18 protein-coding genes and 1 pseudogene are annotated in these 15,011 nt (G+C 61.4%); 8 read left to right on the forward strand and 11 right to left on the reverse strand.

Going from position 1 to position 15,011, the window contains the following annotated elements; translation table 11 throughout:
* Positions 1-291 precede the first annotated feature (291 nt).
* A complete protein-coding gene (locus BS629_RS14545; RefSeq protein ID WP_018241070.1) occupies positions 292-612 on the reverse strand; it encodes a DoxX family protein in 321 nt (106 codons plus the stop codon).
* A gap of 1 nt (position 613) precedes the next feature.
* Positions 614-994 (reverse strand): DUF4267 domain-containing protein, encoded by a 381-nt coding sequence (locus BS629_RS14550; protein ID WP_018241071.1) that lies wholly within the window; start codon positions 992-994, stop codon positions 614-616.
* A gap of 123 nt (positions 995-1,117) precedes the next feature.
* On the opposite strand from BS629_RS14550, the gene BS629_RS14555 reads away from it, so the two are divergent.
* Positions 1,118-1,711, forward strand: coding sequence for a TetR/AcrR family transcriptional regulator (locus BS629_RS14555; protein ID WP_018241072.1), 594 nt, complete (start codon positions 1,118-1,120; stop codon positions 1,709-1,711).
* A 458-nt stretch (positions 1,712-2,169) separates the two neighbouring features.
* Here the strand turns inward: BS629_RS14555 and BS629_RS14560 are convergent, their stop codons facing one another.
* The 4 genes and pseudogenes from BS629_RS14560 to BS629_RS14575 form a co-directional block, all read right to left on the reverse strand.
* Complete coding sequence (locus BS629_RS14560; protein WP_018449544.1) at positions 2,170-3,942, reverse strand: adenylate/guanylate cyclase domain-containing protein; 1,773 nt, start codon at positions 3,940-3,942, stop codon at positions 2,170-2,172.
* A 175-nt stretch (positions 3,943-4,117) separates the two neighbouring features.
* A complete protein-coding gene (locus BS629_RS14565; RefSeq protein WP_050566343.1) occupies positions 4,118-4,693 on the reverse strand; it encodes a DUF308 domain-containing protein in 576 nt (191 codons plus the stop codon).
* Positions 4,694-4,928: 235 nt separating this feature from the next.
* Positions 4,929-5,573, reverse strand: a pseudogene (locus BS629_RS14570) (hypothetical protein).
* Between the two features lie 73 nt (positions 5,574-5,646).
* On the reverse strand, positions 5,647-6,237 hold the full coding sequence (locus tag BS629_RS14575; RefSeq protein WP_026188305.1) for a TetR/AcrR family transcriptional regulator: 591 nt from the start codon (positions 6,235-6,237) through the stop codon (positions 5,647-5,649).
* Positions 6,238-6,435: 198 nt separating this feature from the next.
* On the opposite strand from BS629_RS14575, the gene BS629_RS14580 reads away from it, so the two are divergent.
* The 3 genes from BS629_RS14580 (at position 6,436) to BS629_RS14590 (ending at position 7,784) form a co-directional block, all read left to right on the forward strand.
* The gene (locus BS629_RS14580; protein WP_018241078.1) at positions 6,436-7,155 is read left to right on the forward strand and encodes an SOS response-associated peptidase; all 720 of its coding nucleotides are present in this window, start codon (positions 6,436-6,438) and stop codon (positions 7,153-7,155) included.
* Positions 7,156-7,230: 75 nt separating this feature from the next.
* A complete protein-coding gene (locus BS629_RS14585; protein ID WP_018241079.1) occupies positions 7,231-7,548 on the forward strand; it encodes a hypothetical protein in 318 nt (105 codons plus the stop codon).
* Positions 7,545-7,784 (forward strand): hypothetical protein, encoded by a 240-nt coding sequence (locus BS629_RS14590; RefSeq protein WP_018241080.1) that lies wholly within the window; start codon positions 7,545-7,547, stop codon positions 7,782-7,784. Before BS629_RS14585 ends, BS629_RS14590 begins: the two co-directional genes overlap by 4 nt.
* A gap of 52 nt (positions 7,785-7,836) precedes the next feature.
* Here the strand turns inward: BS629_RS14590 and BS629_RS14595 are convergent, their stop codons facing one another.
* On the reverse strand, positions 7,837-8,703 hold the full coding sequence (locus tag BS629_RS14595) for an oxidoreductase (RefSeq protein ID WP_077988297.1): 867 nt from the start codon (positions 8,701-8,703) through the stop codon (positions 7,837-7,839).
* Between BS629_RS14595 and BS629_RS14600 the strand changes: the two genes are divergently transcribed.
* Complete coding sequence (locus BS629_RS14600) at positions 8,664-9,551, forward strand: AraC family transcriptional regulator (protein WP_077988295.1); 888 nt, start codon at positions 8,664-8,666, stop codon at positions 9,549-9,551. The genes BS629_RS14595 and BS629_RS14600 overlap by 40 nt on opposite strands.
* 54 nt (positions 9,552-9,605) lie before the next feature.
* Here BS629_RS14600 and BS629_RS14605 read toward each other — a convergent pair whose 3' ends face one another.
* The gene (locus BS629_RS14605; protein WP_018241083.1) at positions 9,606-10,208 is read right to left on the reverse strand and encodes a TetR/AcrR family transcriptional regulator; all 603 of its coding nucleotides are present in this window, start codon (positions 10,206-10,208) and stop codon (positions 9,606-9,608) included.
* Between the two features lie 50 nt (positions 10,209-10,258).
* Between BS629_RS14605 and BS629_RS14610 the strand changes: the two genes are divergently transcribed.
* On the forward strand, positions 10,259-10,708 hold the full coding sequence (locus BS629_RS14610; protein WP_077988296.1) for a VOC family protein: 450 nt from the start codon (positions 10,259-10,261) through the stop codon (positions 10,706-10,708).
* Positions 10,709-10,988: 280 nt separating this feature from the next.
* The gene (locus BS629_RS14620; protein WP_018241085.1) at positions 10,989-11,462 is read left to right on the forward strand and encodes a nucleoside deaminase; all 474 of its coding nucleotides are present in this window, start codon (positions 10,989-10,991) and stop codon (positions 11,460-11,462) included.
* Between the two features lie 50 nt (positions 11,463-11,512).
* Here the strand turns inward: BS629_RS14620 and BS629_RS14625 are convergent, their stop codons facing one another.
* Positions 11,513-12,850 (reverse strand): TadE/TadG family type IV pilus assembly protein, encoded by a 1,338-nt coding sequence (locus BS629_RS14625; protein WP_018241086.1) that lies wholly within the window; start codon positions 12,848-12,850, stop codon positions 11,513-11,515.
* 253 nt (positions 12,851-13,103) lie between these two features.
* On the opposite strand from BS629_RS14625, the gene BS629_RS14630 reads away from it, so the two are divergent.
* The gene (locus BS629_RS14630; protein WP_018241087.1) at positions 13,104-13,454 is read left to right on the forward strand and encodes an AraC family ligand binding domain-containing protein; all 351 of its coding nucleotides are present in this window, start codon (positions 13,104-13,106) and stop codon (positions 13,452-13,454) included.
* 116 nt (positions 13,455-13,570) lie between these two features.
* On the opposite strand, the gene BS629_RS14635 is transcribed toward BS629_RS14630, so the two are convergent.
* Together BS629_RS14635 and BS629_RS14640 are read right to left on the reverse strand one after the other, a co-directional pair.
* Positions 13,571-14,362: an aldolase gene (locus BS629_RS14635; RefSeq protein WP_018241088.1), complete on the reverse strand. Its 792-nt coding sequence runs from the start codon at positions 14,360-14,362 to the stop codon at positions 13,571-13,573.
* A gap of 185 nt (positions 14,363-14,547) precedes the next feature.
* Complete coding sequence (locus tag BS629_RS14640) at positions 14,548-15,000, reverse strand: hypothetical protein (RefSeq protein WP_245268217.1); 453 nt, start codon at positions 14,998-15,000, stop codon at positions 14,548-14,550.
* Between the last annotated feature and the right edge of the window lie 11 nt (positions 15,001-15,011).

Raw genomic sequence — 15,011 nt, forward strand, 5'->3', positions numbered from 1 at the left:
GGCTGCTCCATCGACTGCGCGAGCCACCGCGAAGGCGACGAGCCATCGCACATCGACAACTAAGTTAGCGCCTATGGGGCTTGACCCGAGGATCCACTCTGGCCTCCTCAATCAGCAGCGGGCATGGATCCCAGGCTCAGGGCCTGGGATGACCGAGGGTGGGGGCGGGCTTTCGATAACCAAAGCGGTAGAGGGTGAGGCTTGAGGCTGATTACCGCTACAATCAGGTGGCGCCAGGAACCACATGATAGTGCATCGCCCACGCCTGTCGGTGAAAGCGGCCGATCGTGCTCAAGTTGAGATCGCGGCAAGAGCAATCAGGGTGACAAAGACACTGAGCGGCGCCAGGTGTGCATGGTCGCGATGGCGTAGAACCGTGAAAACCGCAGCCCCGATGATGACCGCCCCAAGCCCCAGGCCGACAATGCGGCTGGCAGGAAGCGCAATCAGGACGGCGCTCGATATCTCCAGCCCACCCGTCACGATACCCCACCAGCGCGGGTAGCCCCACCGAGCGAATTCGCTTCGCGTCCCCGCCGTGCCGATGGCGTTGACGAGACCTGCGCCAGCGAAGGCGACAACCAGGAACCAGATGGAAAGAACGTGAACCATCTTAGTGCGCCCCGATCATCATGGGGATGGCGACCAGCACCATGATCACCGCCGTCAGGCCGTGAATGCCGAAGGCGCTCTTGGTGGAGCCTTTCGCTGCGAGAACGAGCAGCATGTCGCCCGCAGGGATCATCGCTTCGATCAAAAGCACGATGCCGACCTCCCGTTGGGCGCCCCACACCATGAACGCCAGCACGAGTAATCCCGCGACGATATCGCGAACACCCTTGAGGCGGAGCCACCAAGCGACGTTTGGGCCATCTTCGGGAAGCGGCAGGCCGAAACTGCGCATCGTGGTCATCGGGCTCGCAATATAGCTGGTGCCGATCACGATAATAGCGAGGGCAAGCAGCAACCCGGCCCCGTTGGCAAACCAAAGCATGAGACAATCCTTCTATCGTTGGTACAAAATCTAGCACTGCTAGATAAAATGCCTTAGCATTGCTAGTTAGTCAAGCATTGGTATAATCTTTGATGGGTGCTGGCCCTGCATGGAGATTGAGCAATGGGGATCGCAGAGCGAAAAAGTCGGGAAAGGGCAGGGCGCGAAGAGCGCATTGTCGCGGCAGCACGCGCCGTCGCGGAGAGTGAAGGGTGGGATGCCGTGACGATCCGCCGCCTGGCGAAGGAAATCGAATACAGCCAGCCAATCCTCTATTCGCATTTCGCCAACAGGGACGCCATCGTTGCCGCGGTTGCAGTCGAGGGCTTCAAGGAGCTCGCAACCGTTCTTCGGGAAGCGGCAGGCGGGGCGAACGGGCGACGAGATGCCCTCATGGACGTTGCCATGGCCTATTTTGCCTTCGCGCTCAGTCGCCCAGCACTCTACCAGGCCATGTTTATCCTGCCGACCCAACTGCAGTTCGCCGAGGCCGAAACGAGATCGGAACTTCGGGCCGGTTTCGACGCCATTGCCGCAGCCGTGTCTCCGTTTTGTGCGGATGTGGAGATCGTGACCGAGACCTTCTGGGCAGCCCTTCATGGGCTTGCCGAGCTCGAACGTTCAGGCCGCATCAGGCCCGGCATGCGTGACAAACGCATCGCGCTTGTTGTTCAGGCGATCGTGGATGCGGGAAGCAACGCGCCCAGTCGCGGCTGATGACATCAGTCGCTTGGCGCATCGGCTACCGGATGTGGACTGCGCATCTTCAACGGAGAGCTGTCGCCGGTCACCGCCGGATCCGTTGCTGTCCTTGCTCCACACGCCACCCCACGCTCCGTCTTCCTCGGGCTTGACCCGAGGATCCACTCCCGTCTCGATCAGCAGCGGGCAGGGACCCCAGGCTCAAGGCCTGGGATGACGGAGGGTGCGAGGTGCCCAAGGATGATTCTGGCTACGGATTTGCAAGGCGCACAACGGGCAACTTCCGGCCCGATGCGGACATCTGTTCGTTGTCGAGGGATGCGGCTGCTTTGCGCCCTCATGTCGGCCATAGAGGGCGGCTTCGCAGCTTCCTGAAAGCAGATCTTGCTGGAGGTCGTCGTTGCGCCGGCACTGGCTATTTCATCCTCTGTGCAAATGGCGGCAACAGGTTCAAGATCGGAGATTAATCACCGTCATTGTACGACACCGGCCTTGCGTAGCCCCTCCACGACGAGCTCGAAATCGGCGGGGTTCTTGAAGGGCAAGACTTTGCGACGGTATTCCAGGGAGTAGTCGGGATTGACGCGCATCACCTCTTGCCACGTCGCGCGAGCCTCTTCGAAACGGCCGAGGTGCCCGTAACAGGCGGCCAGAAGCGCGCGTGAGACATCGGTGACGGGGTTGCGGCTCACGCGCTGCAGCAACAGTTCGACGGCCTCTTCGTACCTTCCCAGTGGAAACAAGGCCAAGGCCTGAAAGTGAAGAACGACATCCGGAAAATACGGGTTCAGGACCCTCGCCCGATCGAAATAGGCGAGTGCCTCCTCGGATCTGCCTGAATAGATGAGTGCCTCGCCGAGGCCGACATGCCCTTCGGCGAAGTTCGGATTGAGGACGATCGCACGCTCGGCCTCGCTGATGGCTCTATCGTGCTGTCGCGAGTAAAGCTTGACCACACTCAGTGCCCAGTGCGCCACGGGATCGCTATCATCCCGCGCTACCGCCAGGGTCGCCGCCTCTTCGGCTTGCTCGATCGAGCGCTGCGGCAACGCGCTCCACCGGTTCAGGTAGTCGAGTCCGTGGGTAAGGGCGAGGAAGGCGTGCGCCGAGGCGAAGTTCGGGTCCAGTTCGACGGCACGTTGCAAAAGGTCGCGGGCGTCGCTGTTCGTTTGCTTCGTCAGCCGGTGCCACAGCTCCCGGCCACGCAAGAAGCAGTCATACGCCTCGGGGTGCCGCGTCTGCCCCGGCGCAAGTCTTTGCCGATCGCCCTCTGTCAGGTTGACCGCCAGCGCGCCGACGATCTGCTGAGTGACATCGTCCTGAACCGCGAATATGTCGGTGAGGTCGCGATCGAACCGCTCCGCCCATAAATGCCCGCCGGTGGTCGCGTCGATGAGCTGCGCGGTGATGCGTACCCTGTTCCCCGATTTGCGTACGCTGCCCTCAAGCACATACCGCACGCCGAGTTTCGTGCCCACCTCCTGCACATGGACGTTCTTGCCCTTGAAAGTGAACGACGAATTGCGAGCGATGACGAAGAGCTGCGACAGCTTCGATAGCGCCGTGATGATGTCTTCCGAGATGCCGTCGGCGAAGTAGTCCTGTTCGGCGTCACCGCTCATGTTGGCGAAGGGCAGGACGGCGATCGACAGCTTCGGCAACGCTGCCGTCGCCGGTCGGCTCGTCGCGGTTTCCGAGGTCGCGGCTGCCTTGGTCGCTGCGCTGCCGACTTGCAGCGAATAGACCCGGATCGGCTCGGCGATGTTCTTGAGCTGCGTGCTGCCGAGATCGCTGACCGAAAGGTCGAGCCTCGCCTTGACTTGGCGATAGGCATCCTCGGACAGGCAGATCGCGCCCGCCGCGGCGACGCCCTCCAATCGCGAGGCGATGTTGACCCCGTCGCCCATCAGATCGCCGTCGCTTTCCTCGACGACGTCGCCCAAATGGATACCGATCCGGAACTCGATGCGACGGTCCTGCGGGACGCCGTCATTGCGCTCCACCATACCGTTCTGCACCTCAATGGCGCAGCGCACGGCGTCCACCACGCTGCGGAACTCGACCAGCGCACCATCGCCGGTGCGCTTCACCACCCGGCCGTGGTGCACGGCGATCGTCGGATCGATGAGATCGCTGCGCAGTGTGCGCAACCTCGCCAGGGTGAGGTCCTCGTCAGCGCCGGCAAGCCGACTGTACCCGACCACGTCCGCGGCCAGGATTGCAGCCAGCTTTCGGTTCTCGCTCATGGCGCTGTCTCCTAACTTCCACGATAACAGGGAGACAGAGGGCAAGAAAGAAGTTTTAGCCGCTGCTCAGAGCGATCTTGGTTGGCCATGGCTCATCTGGACGCTGCCGAGTTATAGCCCCACGCAATGACTGCTCTGTCATGGGGCCGAACGGAAGATCCCGCCCCCGATCGGCTCAGGCCCGCTTCCGTCGCATCTCTGTGACGCTCCGCCAGGCGGCCGAGACCAGGAAATAGAAGGCGCCGAGGCCGGCATAGCCGGCGATGTTGGCAATGGACGGCGGTTCCGGCATTTGCGCCTGGGCGATGAAGAACGCGCCTGCCACCGCGGATTGGCCGCCGCTGAGGATCATCGCCCACTGGCCGCCATTGGTCTTCCAGCGCCGGACAGCGGTTCTAAGCTGCAGCAGGCCGGAAAAGATCGCCCAGAGGCCAAAGACGCCGAGAACCCAGTTCATGCTCATCGTCAGGGCGACGATCACGGCAGCTGTTGTCACCGCGCTGACGGCGACGTTGATCGCCTGGCTGCGGTTGTTTGCCAGGCCGCCATTGCGCGCTGCGTCGATGAGGTTCGCGGCTGCATCCCAAGCCGGGTAGAGGATCAGCAATGCCGCCGCGACGGCGAGCGACTGCTGGCCGGCCGTCAAGGCGGCTGCGACCCAGATTGCGGAAAAGGCTGCGCGGGTGAAGTAATAGCGCGTCAGCCACTCTTCCCTGTCGCCAGACGCGACGGTGGTTTGATCGTTGCTCATTAGGATCTCTTTCCTGAATGTGATGGTGTTGGTCTGATGGGGGCGGCTCACCGCCGTGAGCGGCGGCGTCCGTCATCGAGATTGGGTTTCATGAGGTTCCCGGAACTGCCCCAGCACCGACGGGCGGCTGTCGAGACGGTGTTCTCCATCGCTCGAATCCATCGGCTGCAGGCGGCATTCCCTGGTAAATCGCCGGTCGAACCGGGGGCGGCCCGGCCGACCGGCGACGACGTGGTCACATGGGCGGGACCACGCCATTTTTGCCGACAAGCACCTGATGGGCGAGGGGACCCGAGGCAGCTTTCTCGGCGGGGATGAAGACGACGGCGCTGGGAACGAGATCGTCCTTGCTGGCCGGAGCGATGGTGACGACGGGCGTGCCGTCCGGAATGGCGATCTTCTTTTCCTTGCCGTGATAGGAGACGGTGACGGTGCGGCCATCGACGCCCTTGACGGCATCGGCCACGGTCGCATTGGTCATGCTGCTGTTGGGCTTGAGGTCCCAGCCGTAGCTGCCTTCACCGGCCCCTTTCATCGCCGGCGGGAAGATCAGCACCTCAAGCGCGCCGTCGCCACGGCCTGCGCTGGGCAGCGATGCGATGCCGACGAAGTCGCCCGGCTTGATGTCGGTGACCGCAGCGTTTGCAACGCTCGCCAGCTTCCAGCCGTCGGCGAGGGTGGCATCGACAGTCTCTCCCTCGCGGGTCTTCACCGTGAGAGCGGAGCCGCTGTAGCTGACGATGCTGCCCCTGACATGGATCTGCTCGGGCTTCTGGTCTTCGGCCTTCTAGTCTTCGGAATGGACAGGCGCCGCAGGAAGGGCCGTCGACGCGAGAGTGGTGAGCCCCAGCACGAAGGCGGGGAGAATGTCTTTGATCATGTCGTTCTTCCTACTAGTTGGTAGTTTCACTGAACGTCGTTTGTCGCTCCGGGCTTTTATGCCGCCCGGAGCTCTATTGAGCGGCGGTCGGAGACAGCCGCTGCAAGGTGGGGGTCAGAATGGTGGCGAAGATCTCCGGCGCACCGTAAGCGCGGGCTGAAAGCATGGCGCCATGGACGGTGGCCATGAAGGCTTCAGCCTCGACGCGCGGTTCGCTCGACAGTTTCAAGCTCCCGTCCTGAGCGCCCCGTTCCATCACCGAGGTCAGCCATGTCGACACAAAGCGGAAGAAAGCCTTGACTTCGCCTGCGACCTCCGGCGGCAGCGCCGGCAGTTCGCTTGCCAGCAGGGCGCAGACGCAAAACGGCCGGCTGGCGTCCTCGATGCACTGGGCCCAGTGGCCCGCATAGGTTTGGAGGAGCGCCAGCGGATTTCGCACCTGTTGCTCCAGGCCGGCGATCCCCGCCTCGGCATCCTCGCGATATCGCACGACAAGCGTGCGCACCAGGTCGGTCTTGCTGGGAAAATGGTGATGGATGCTGGCCTTGCGGATGCCGACGACGGCAGCAATATCGGCATAGCTGAAGCCGTTATAGCCTCCGGTCATGATCAGCGCTCGGGCGGAGGCCAGGATTTCGTCGGAGGTCGTCAAAACATTGCTCATGGATTTCATCTACCTTCCAGTAGGAAGGCTGTCAAGCGGAAAGCAGATTTTCTGCCGTCAGCGGTCATCGAGACGGTGACAGGCTTCACCTTGACTCTGGTGAAAGCGATGGCGGCATCGGTTGTAGCGACCGGCCTTGACTCGCCTCGAATACCCAGAACATAATCAGAACATCTAATATGCGGGATGGAGTTCCGGATGTGCGGTCGCGTCTATATCAAGACATCGCTTGAGGAGTTGGTGCGCAATTTCGCCTTCGCAGAGCGGGGCGCGATCGATGCGCTCGGGAACCGATTTCCGCGCTACAACGGCGCGCCGACGCTGGATTATCCGATCATCATTCGCGATATGGTCCGCGAGCCTGATGTCATGGGGCCGGTGTTCGCCTCGGCGCGCTGGGGTCTGATGCCGGCATGGATGAAGCCGGGTGGGCGGCCGCCGCCGATCAATGCGCGCTGCGAGGGCATCAGTACCAACGGCCTGTTCCGCTCGGCCTACAGGTCGCGCCGCTGCCTGGTGCCGATCAACGGCTTCTTCGAGTGGAAGGATATCTTCGGCACGGGCAAGAACAAGCAGCCCTATGCGATCGCCATGGCTGACGGCTCGCCCTTTGCGCTCGCCGGCATCTGGGAGATTTGGCGCAGCCCGGAAGGCGTCGACATCAGAAACTTCGCAATCGTCACCTGCGAGCCGAATGCGATGATGGCGCAGATCCATGACCGCATGCCGGTCGTCCTGCACCGCGAAGACTACGAGCGCTGGCTATCTCAGGAGCCTGATCCGGCAGACCTGATGAAGCCGTTCCCGGCGGAGCTGATGACCATGTGGCCGATCGGCCGCAATGTGGGTTCGCCCAAGAATGACACGGCTGACATCATCGATCCGATCGACCCCGATCCGGAACCGACGCTGATCTGAATTCACCGGCTCGGGCGGGAGCCATCCATCAACCATGCGGTCAAAGGGATACCTCGCGAGAGGACAGGACCACGCATGCCAGAACAAATCACATGGAAATCGTGGGAACATGTCAGTGGCCGGGAAATCAAATACAAATGGCGGCACGCCTGGAAAGAGAAACCCGGCGACGATTACGTCGCTTTTGACGGCGATACCCAGATCGGCAGGATATTCCGCTCACAGGCGGGCGGAGGGATCGATAATCGATGGTTCTGGATCGTGGCGGCTGACGGCAGCCATCGATTGGATTGGCCATCGGCCGGATACGAGGACAGTGCCTATGTCGCCTCAAGGCGGCTGGAAATGATCTATGAGAGCATCAAGAGCGGGAAACGGAGGACGCACCCATGAGCATCGAAGGCCATTCGACTGCGCCGGGCGCCAATGTGATCGTTGAGCACTATTGCGAGCACCGGCTTGCTGACGGCACACGCTGCAAGGAGTGGGGAGGCTGGGGAAACAGCCCATCCCCGGCCGTGCCAACGCGCTGGTGGTGTTGGGAACACTTCCCGCACAAGACATTCGAACAGGAACAGGCGCTCCGGCGGAAGCAGGAGGCGGCCGGGGGCGGGAAAATCATCCAATAAGAGCTGGCAGATTATCTCGATATCGTTGAAGCGGAAAACAGAGCTTCTGCCGTCAGCCGTCAGTCGAGACGGTCACAGACTTCCACGCCTCGATCTCCTGCTGGAGGCGAACGATCCTGTCCGATACGTGTTTGAGGGCGTCGCTGCCGAGCAGAAGCTGCGGCGGCGGATTGTCGGATTCGATGAGTTCCAAAACCGCGGCGGCCAGTTTGGCGGGATCGCCGAGCTGCTTGCCGCTGACGGCCTGTCGCGCCTTGCGGATCGGATCGAAAAGGCCATCATAATCGGTGATCGACCGCTCGGTGCGGACCATCGATCGTCCGGCCCAGTCTGTCCGGAAGGAGCCGGGGCAAAGGGTCGTCACATGGACCCCGAACGGGGCCATTTCCGCGCGCATCACCTCCGATATGCCCTGGAGCGCAAATTTGCTGCCGCAATAATAGCCGATGCCCGGCATGGTGATCACGCCGCCCATCGAGGTGACGTTGACGATGAAGCCGCGGCGTCGTGCGCGAAACCCAGGCAGAAATGCCTTGGCAACGGCGACGGCGCCGAAGACGTTGACGTCGAACTGCCGCCGCATCTCTTCGATCGGCGACTCCTCGAGCACGCCCTCATGGCCGTAGCCGGCATTGTTGATCAGCACGTCGACAGGCCCATGCTCGTCCTCCGCCTGGCGGACGACATCATCAATCCGGTCGAACTCCGTGACGTCGCAGACGACCGGCCGCAGGCCAGGCAGGGTTTTGGCGAGCGCTGTGCGCGACGCTTGCGAGCGCACGGTGCCGATCACCCTGTGGCCCGCCTGAAGGGCGGCGGAAGCAATGGCGAGCCCGAAGCCGGAATTCGATCCGGTGATGAAGAAGGTCTTTCGTGGAGATGGTCGCGTTGGCCGGGCGTCTCGCCCCGCGTCACGGATACAATCCGACCGCGCTTGCTTCCGTCCGCATATTGCGCACGGAAGCCGTGCTCCACGACATCCCGGTGCTCTACAAACCGGGCGCGGTTTTCGTCTTGCAGGGCAGCAAGCAGGGCATCCTCGAAGGCGAAGTCTTCCTCTATGATGAGGAGCATTATCTGGCGGTGTCGCTGCCCGTTCCGTTTCGGATGACGTCGACGGCCAGTCCCGAGCGGCCCTTGCTTGCGGTCTATGTCGAGTTCGATATGCAGATGGCGGCCGAGATCGCATTGCAGGTGGAAAAACATGCCGAACTGCCAGGCGACCAGCCGAGAAGTCTCGTGTCGAGCAGGATGGCTGACGATATCGAGGATGTCCTGCTGCGCCTGCTGACGGCGCTTGGCAGCAGCGTCGAGACGGATGTGCTTGGCGCCGGCATTCTGCGCGAACTGCACTACCGTGTCCTGGTCGGTCCGCAAGGCGGCGCGATGATCGCCGCCCTCCAGCAGAAAGGCAAATCCGGAAAGATCATCCAGAGCCTGGCCTGGTTGCGGGAAAACTATGGCCTGGAGATCGCCGTCGCCGATCTGGCAAGAGAGGTGGGCATGAGCGTTCCCTCCTACCATGTTCATTTCAAGGGGCTGACCGGCAACAGTCCGATGCAATACGTCAAAGCCATGCGGCTTCACGAAGCAAGATTGATGATCGCGCGCCAGACCAGAACGATTGCCGAGGTCGCGGTTTCCGTGGGCTATGCAAGCCCGGCGCAGTTCAGCCGCGATTTCAAACGGCATTTCGGGCGCACGGCATCGGAAGAGATCAAGTGGGTCCAGCGCCACCTTGGCGAACTGGGCGACGATCACGGTTAGGCCGCTTGGCGGCTGCCTGCGCAGCCGTCGGCTTCGCGCATCGCGACGTGAGGGTCACGCGCCCGACGGTGCAACGGACCGCAACGCGGTCCTGACGATCGCATCGCCGAATTCCGGCGAGACCGGGCGATGGCCGACCAGCAGCCGGAAGAAGACCGGTCCGTAGATCATGTCGAGCAGCGCCTCCATATCAAGCGGCGGAACGATCTCTCCCCGAGCCAGAGCCTCCTCCAGGATGACACGACCCGCGTTGCGGCTCGACAGGATCACCCGATTGCGGAAGGCCTTGGTGAATTCGCTTTCCGGGTCGGCGGCCGCAAGTGCCATAGTGATCTGCCGTCCGCGCGTGCTCGCAAAGGCAGTCACCAGTCCGCTCATCTGCGCGCCGAGAGCCGCCTGCGCCGTGCCCCCTCCAACCTCCGCTTCCGGTAGCCGGTTGACCAGAAGAGCGGCCATCGCCAGTTCCTGCGCATTGGCCCAGGAGCGGTAGATCGTCGGCTTGCCGACACCGGACCGCGCCGCCACGGCTTCGATCGTCATGCGGCCAAAACCTTCGGCCATCAGGATTTCATGGGCGGCCTCCAAGGCACGCTTCTGCGCGGCAGCGCTTGGCGGCCGCCCTCGTTTCTTCGGTATTGCATTACTCTCTTGACTCATATCTTTACGATACGTAACGTTAATATATAAACCAGTCAAGGAGATCATCCATGCCGAGTTTTGCCCGAAAAGTGAGCGCCTACTTCATCGTCAAGGATGCGGCACGGGCCATCGACTTCTACAAGGAGGCTTTCGGCGCCACGGAAGTCTTCCGCATGACCGATCCTTCGGATGGGCGGATCGGCCATGCCGAGCTGCGTTTCGGAGAGACGCTGATGATGTTGGAAGACGAATATCCGGATTTCGGCGCCCTGTCTCCCGATACCGTCGGAGGCTCGCCGGTGACCTTCCACATGGACACGGTGTCGACCGACGAAGCACTGGCGCAGGCGCTGTCGGCTGGGGCGACGATGTTGCGCCCGGCGACTGACCAGAGTTTTGGCGAGCGGGTGGCGCAGGTGCTTGATCCCTTCGGTCATCGCTGGATGTTGTCGCAAACCATCGAACAGGTCACGCCTGAGGAGATGCAACGCCGCTGGAACGAGGACATGTCGGCGTAAGTGCCGCAGCCCTTGAAGCGCTCGAGGAGGCTGAGCGCGCCTTCAACGCGGCGATGGTTTCCAACGATCCCACCCAGATCGGCGCCTGCATCACGCAGGATTGGGTGCCGGTGACGCCTGAGCGTGGCCCAATCCCTGCACAGGCTATTCTTTCGGCGATCGGATCCGGTGTCTTGAGCCATGACACGATGACCAAGACGACGCGATCGCCTGATGTGCAGCCCCTTGGAAATCCCTCCGATTCAAGACAAGATCATGCCGCTCTAGCTGGGGGACTCTGATGGAAAACCACGAGCCGTTTTTACGCGAGGCGATTGCGCTCTCGAAATCCGCGGTGGACCATGGCGACGAACCGTTTGGCTCGGTGCTGGTGAAGGACGGGGAAGTCATCTTGCGCGCCGAAAACAGCGTCTTCACCGGCCGCGATATGACGAACCATGCCGAGATGAACCTGGTTAAACTGGCGGCGCAGCACTACGACACTGCTTTTCTCGCGGAGTGCACGCTCTACACCAGCACGGAACCGTGCGCGATGTGCTCCGGGGCGATTTACTGGTCGGGCATCGGCCGCATGGTGTTTGCGTGCTCCGAAACACGGCTTGGCGAGATCGCCGGGATCGGGTTGAACGTGCCGAGCCGGGCGGTGTTGCAAACCGGCGCGCGCAACGTCACCGTGGTTGGCCCGACGAACCTCGAAGACGAAGCCGCCGAAATCCATCAGCAATTCTGGCCGAAGCATCTGGGCAAGGCTTAGAGCGCCATGCGCCCTTTCGGACGCACAAAGGACGCTCTAACACTTTCAGCCTAGCTTGTTATCCGAGGTGCGCTGACGATCTTGCGGAACAAGGCCTCCATGGCCTCTTCAATACCTTCGGTGGGACTGACCGCGAAATAGAAGCCGGGGGTTGCGCATTCTTCCATTTTCGCGGCGATTTTGGTCTCGAAAGGCTTTACCCAGTCCTTGTAAAAGCCGTTGTCGGGCAAGGGCAGATAGGTCGTATAAAGGACGGCGACTTTGATGCCGCGATCCTTGAGCTTCTTGCAATAGCTCGTGTCGATCGGTTCGATGCATCGCCCGCCATTTGCTCCTTTCGGGCTGGTGCAGCCGGCCGGCTTATAGCTATCCCCAACGCCGTCAGCGACAAAAAATACGATCTTCTGGCGATCGGCATTGCTGGTGCCCATGCCGATGTTCCCCTTGATTTCGCTTTCGATGCCTTTCAACGCTTCGTCAAAGCTCGTCTGCTGGTCGCTGTAGTAGTTCTGATAGGGAATGCTCATAAGATTGATCATGTCCGTCGCGACTGCCACGGCGCCAAGATCATAGTCCAGGTCGGAGACCTTGAAGAGCTTCGCGGCTTTGGCGTCCTGGGCAGTCTTGCCGAACGTATAGGCAGCGACCCGGAATTGGCTTGCCATGGACTGCGTGTCCTTTGCCTTGGCCATCAAGGCTTTGACGGCAGCGGCGACCACGTCGATACGGATGGTCACGTCATTCTTGCGTGCGACATTGTAGTAGCTATTCTTATCCTCGACGCCCTTTTCAGAAACGATGTGGCATGCGAAGGCGCAGTTTTTATCCTTGCCGCCATCGTGGCCGTTTTCTGTCGCTTTTTTCATGGCGGTGATGTCGTCAGCGGTCGCCCCAACGCCCATCGATGGGGTGTTATCCAACAGCATGAAGAAATCCATGTAGGACGGGGTCTCATACTGGGCGGTTGCCGTCCCGGAAACGGTGATCTGATGAAGTCCCATCACCTGCATGAAGGTCGTCGGCATCGTCGCGTTAAAGGATACGGTCGAGCTGAGAATACCGGCCTTTTTTTGAACACTGATGTCGACGGTGACGGGCACGTCGCCCTGCTTTTTGGACGTCTGCGAAAAGAAGATCTTCTGGGCTTCGGATTTTCCAAGCGTCAGCGACCCATCGCCGGACATCGTGTTTGCCTGCGTTGCCGCATCTGACTTGGGTGTAATGGATCCCACCGCTGCCGCGTCCGCAGCAGCATAGAGTTCGGTGCGAAGCGACAGGGCGCTGCCAAAATCAATGGCTGTACCCGCCGCCCCCAGCAGGGGGACGACGAGCAGCGCCGTCATGATTCCGAAGTTGCCGGATCGGTCAAGAATGAAACGACGCAACATACGAAGGCTGCCCTTCCCGGTATCCGTGTTGGTGATTGTGTCACAATAAAATTGCTACGATGGCGATCACTAACAGCGGAACTTAAACCAAAAGCAAAAACGTATGGTTGTGTTCTAACTAAATCGCTGAAGAACTCGCCGTCGCTATCATCAGCGCCATCGCCGCCCACAACACAGTGACCGGCATGCTCGCGAGCGCTCTTGGCGCGCGGGATTTCCGCGCTACCTCTGCACGCGGCAATGGAGGAAGACGATGAAAGTCCGTAAGTTCACGGTTGCCGACGTGGCGTTGGAGCGTTCCCCCGGGCAGGAGGCAGATATCTTCGTCGGCAATCTGGTCGACGAGCGGCAGGGAGGGCCGATCACCATCGGCTATGGACGCTACGCGCCCGGCCAAAGCCTCACCGAGACGATTGAAGTTGACGACGTCATGATCGTTCTGGAAGGGCGGCTATCGGTCTCGACAGACGCGGGGACGGTCACCGCCGGGCCAGGCGCGATCGTCTACATGCCCAAGGGAGAAGCGGTGACCATCCGCTCGCACGAGGAGGGCGCGCTCACCGCCTATGTCACCTATCCGCATTGGCGCCCGGCGCACGCGTAGAGCGCCGTGCGTCCTTTCGGACGCACTAAGGACGCTCTAACACTTTGAATCTACGCATCGTGCTTTCCGAAAATCGATTCCGATTTTCGGGCCGATGCTAAGCCGCGGTCTGCGGATCAGCGCTTGTATTCCGGCTCGCTGCGATCAAGCGTGCGCTTGACGGACTCCAGATGGAGCCGGGCCGACTCGGGGTCTCCTTCGCGCATTTGCCGATACGCCGCTTCGGCGATCTCAGGCGCGACGGCAAGGACTTCGCGTCCGGTCGACAGGGCAAGCGTCTGCACCTCGCAGGCGCGCTCGAGGTAATAGAGGTCGTCCCAGGCCTCGGCGATATTGGGTGCGCAGACCATCACGCCGTGATGCTTCATGAAGACGATGTCGGCATCGCCGATGGCGGCCGCGATGCGATCGCCCTCGCGCGCGTCGAGCGCCAGGCCGTTATAGTTGCGGTCGACGGCCGTGCGTCCATAGAATTTCAAGGCGGTCTGCCCGGCAAAGATCAGGGGATCGCCCTCCGTCATCGAAAGAGCGGTGGCATAAGGCATATGGGTGTGGAACGCCGCCTTGGCGCGCGGGACGTTCTTGTGAATCCTGGCGTGGATGTAAAAAGCGGTGGCCTCGGGCTGGCCGCTGCCCGACACCACGTTGCCGTGAAAGTCGCAGATCAACAACATCGAGGCCGTCAGTTCGGCAAAAGCGTAGCCGTAGGGGTTGACGATGAACAGGTCGTCATAGCCGGGAACGACGGCCGAGAAATGGTTACAGATCCCTTCCTCCATGCCGAGCCTTGCCGCCATCCGGAAGCAGGCAGCAAGATCGACGCGGGCCTGCCAGATGTCGTCCGTATCAAGTTTCGGCTGGTTGGGGCCGCCGGCGGGCGATGGGGCTGTGTTGAGGGAGTGCGCCATGGGGTCGTTTCAAATTGGTGTCGAAGGAGAGGGTGGCTATCTCTGAACTACGCCCGGATTGGCTTGGCATCAAGCCGGCTGGCGGCAAACATGGTTCGGTCATTTGCATATTTTGGGTGGTACGCGGCTCGGCGGCTGCGCCTTTCCCTATCCGCGAGCCTGGAACGGTGGTCACGGCGAGTGAGCTATCGGCGCGGACCATCGGGGCGGGCATGGATCCCAGGCTCAGGGCTTGGGACACCGTTCTCTGGCGATTGCACTGCAAGGTAGTTCAGAGGAACGAGGCGGCTATGCAGATCGGGGCCGTCGGGTTGCCCCGGATCATAGAAGATGCCGTTATCGGCGTCATAGAGGATGAAGTGGTCTCCTTCGACATGGACGATCGCTACCCCGCAAACATCGCCCCAGCTCTCTGCCTTGCCTAATCCGCCGGTCTGCCAGCCCAACTCGGTCAGGACGCCGCGCAGTTCTGTCCACGTTGTGTAATGATTGGTCTGAGCGCCCCAATCGATCATGCCGGCAATCTGGTCGTAGGGTTTGCCCGTCAGCATCTGCAAGACGAAGACGCCGCAGCCATCATCCCTTGGACATTGCGTGACAAATTCAAAGCGAACCCTGTCGGCTGCGGGTTGTGTCAATGTTCAGTTCC

This window comes from Rhizobium leguminosarum bv. viciae USDA 2370, from assembly GCF_002008365.1.
Classification (GTDB): Bacteria; Pseudomonadota; Alphaproteobacteria; order Rhizobiales; family Rhizobiaceae; genus Rhizobium; species Rhizobium leguminosarum.

Bases quoted from the DNA above. Each gene is read 5' to 3' on its own strand.
- BS629_RS14545 (WP_018241070.1), bottom strand. From the start codon at position 612: ATGGTTCACGTTCTTTCCATCTGGTTCCTGGTTGTCGCCTTCGCTGGC.
- BS629_RS14550 (WP_018241071.1), bottom strand. From the start codon at position 994: ATGCTTTGGTTTGCCAACGGGGCCGGGTTGCTGCTTGCCCTCGCTATT.
- BS629_RS14555 (WP_018241072.1), top strand. From the start codon at position 1,118: ATGGGGATCGCAGAGCGAAAAAGTCGGGAAAGGGCAGGGCGCGAAGAG.
- BS629_RS14560 (WP_018449544.1), bottom strand. From the start codon at position 3,942: ATGAGCGAGAACCGAAAGCTGGCTGCAATCCTGGCCGCGGACGTGGTC.
- BS629_RS14565 (WP_050566343.1), bottom strand. From the start codon at position 4,693: ATGAGCAACGATCAAACCACCGTCGCGTCTGGCGACAGGGAAGAGTGG.
- BS629_RS14575 (WP_026188305.1), bottom strand. From the start codon at position 6,237: ATGAGCAATGTTTTGACGACCTCCGACGAAATCCTGGCCTCCGCCCGA.
- BS629_RS14580 (WP_018241078.1), top strand. From the start codon at position 6,436: ATGTGCGGTCGCGTCTATATCAAGACATCGCTTGAGGAGTTGGTGCGC.
- BS629_RS14585 (WP_018241079.1), top strand. From the start codon at position 7,231: ATGCCAGAACAAATCACATGGAAATCGTGGGAACATGTCAGTGGCCGG.
- BS629_RS14590 (WP_018241080.1), top strand. From the start codon at position 7,545: ATGAGCATCGAAGGCCATTCGACTGCGCCGGGCGCCAATGTGATCGTT.
- BS629_RS14600 (WP_077988295.1), top strand. From the start codon at position 8,664: ATGGTCGCGTTGGCCGGGCGTCTCGCCCCGCGTCACGGATACAATCCG.
- BS629_RS14605 (WP_018241083.1), bottom strand. From the start codon at position 10,208: ATGAGTCAAGAGAGTAATGCAATACCGAAGAAACGAGGGCGGCCGCCA.
- BS629_RS14610 (WP_077988296.1), top strand. From the start codon at position 10,259: ATGCCGAGTTTTGCCCGAAAAGTGAGCGCCTACTTCATCGTCAAGGAT.
- BS629_RS14620 (WP_018241085.1), top strand. From the start codon at position 10,989: ATGGAAAACCACGAGCCGTTTTTACGCGAGGCGATTGCGCTCTCGAAA.
- BS629_RS14625 (WP_018241086.1), bottom strand. From the start codon at position 12,850: ATGTTGCGTCGTTTCATTCTTGACCGATCCGGCAACTTCGGAATCATG.
- BS629_RS14630 (WP_018241087.1), top strand. From the start codon at position 13,104: ATGAAAGTCCGTAAGTTCACGGTTGCCGACGTGGCGTTGGAGCGTTCC.
- BS629_RS14635 (WP_018241088.1), bottom strand. From the start codon at position 14,362: ATGGCGCACTCCCTCAACACAGCCCCATCGCCCGCCGGCGGCCCCAAC.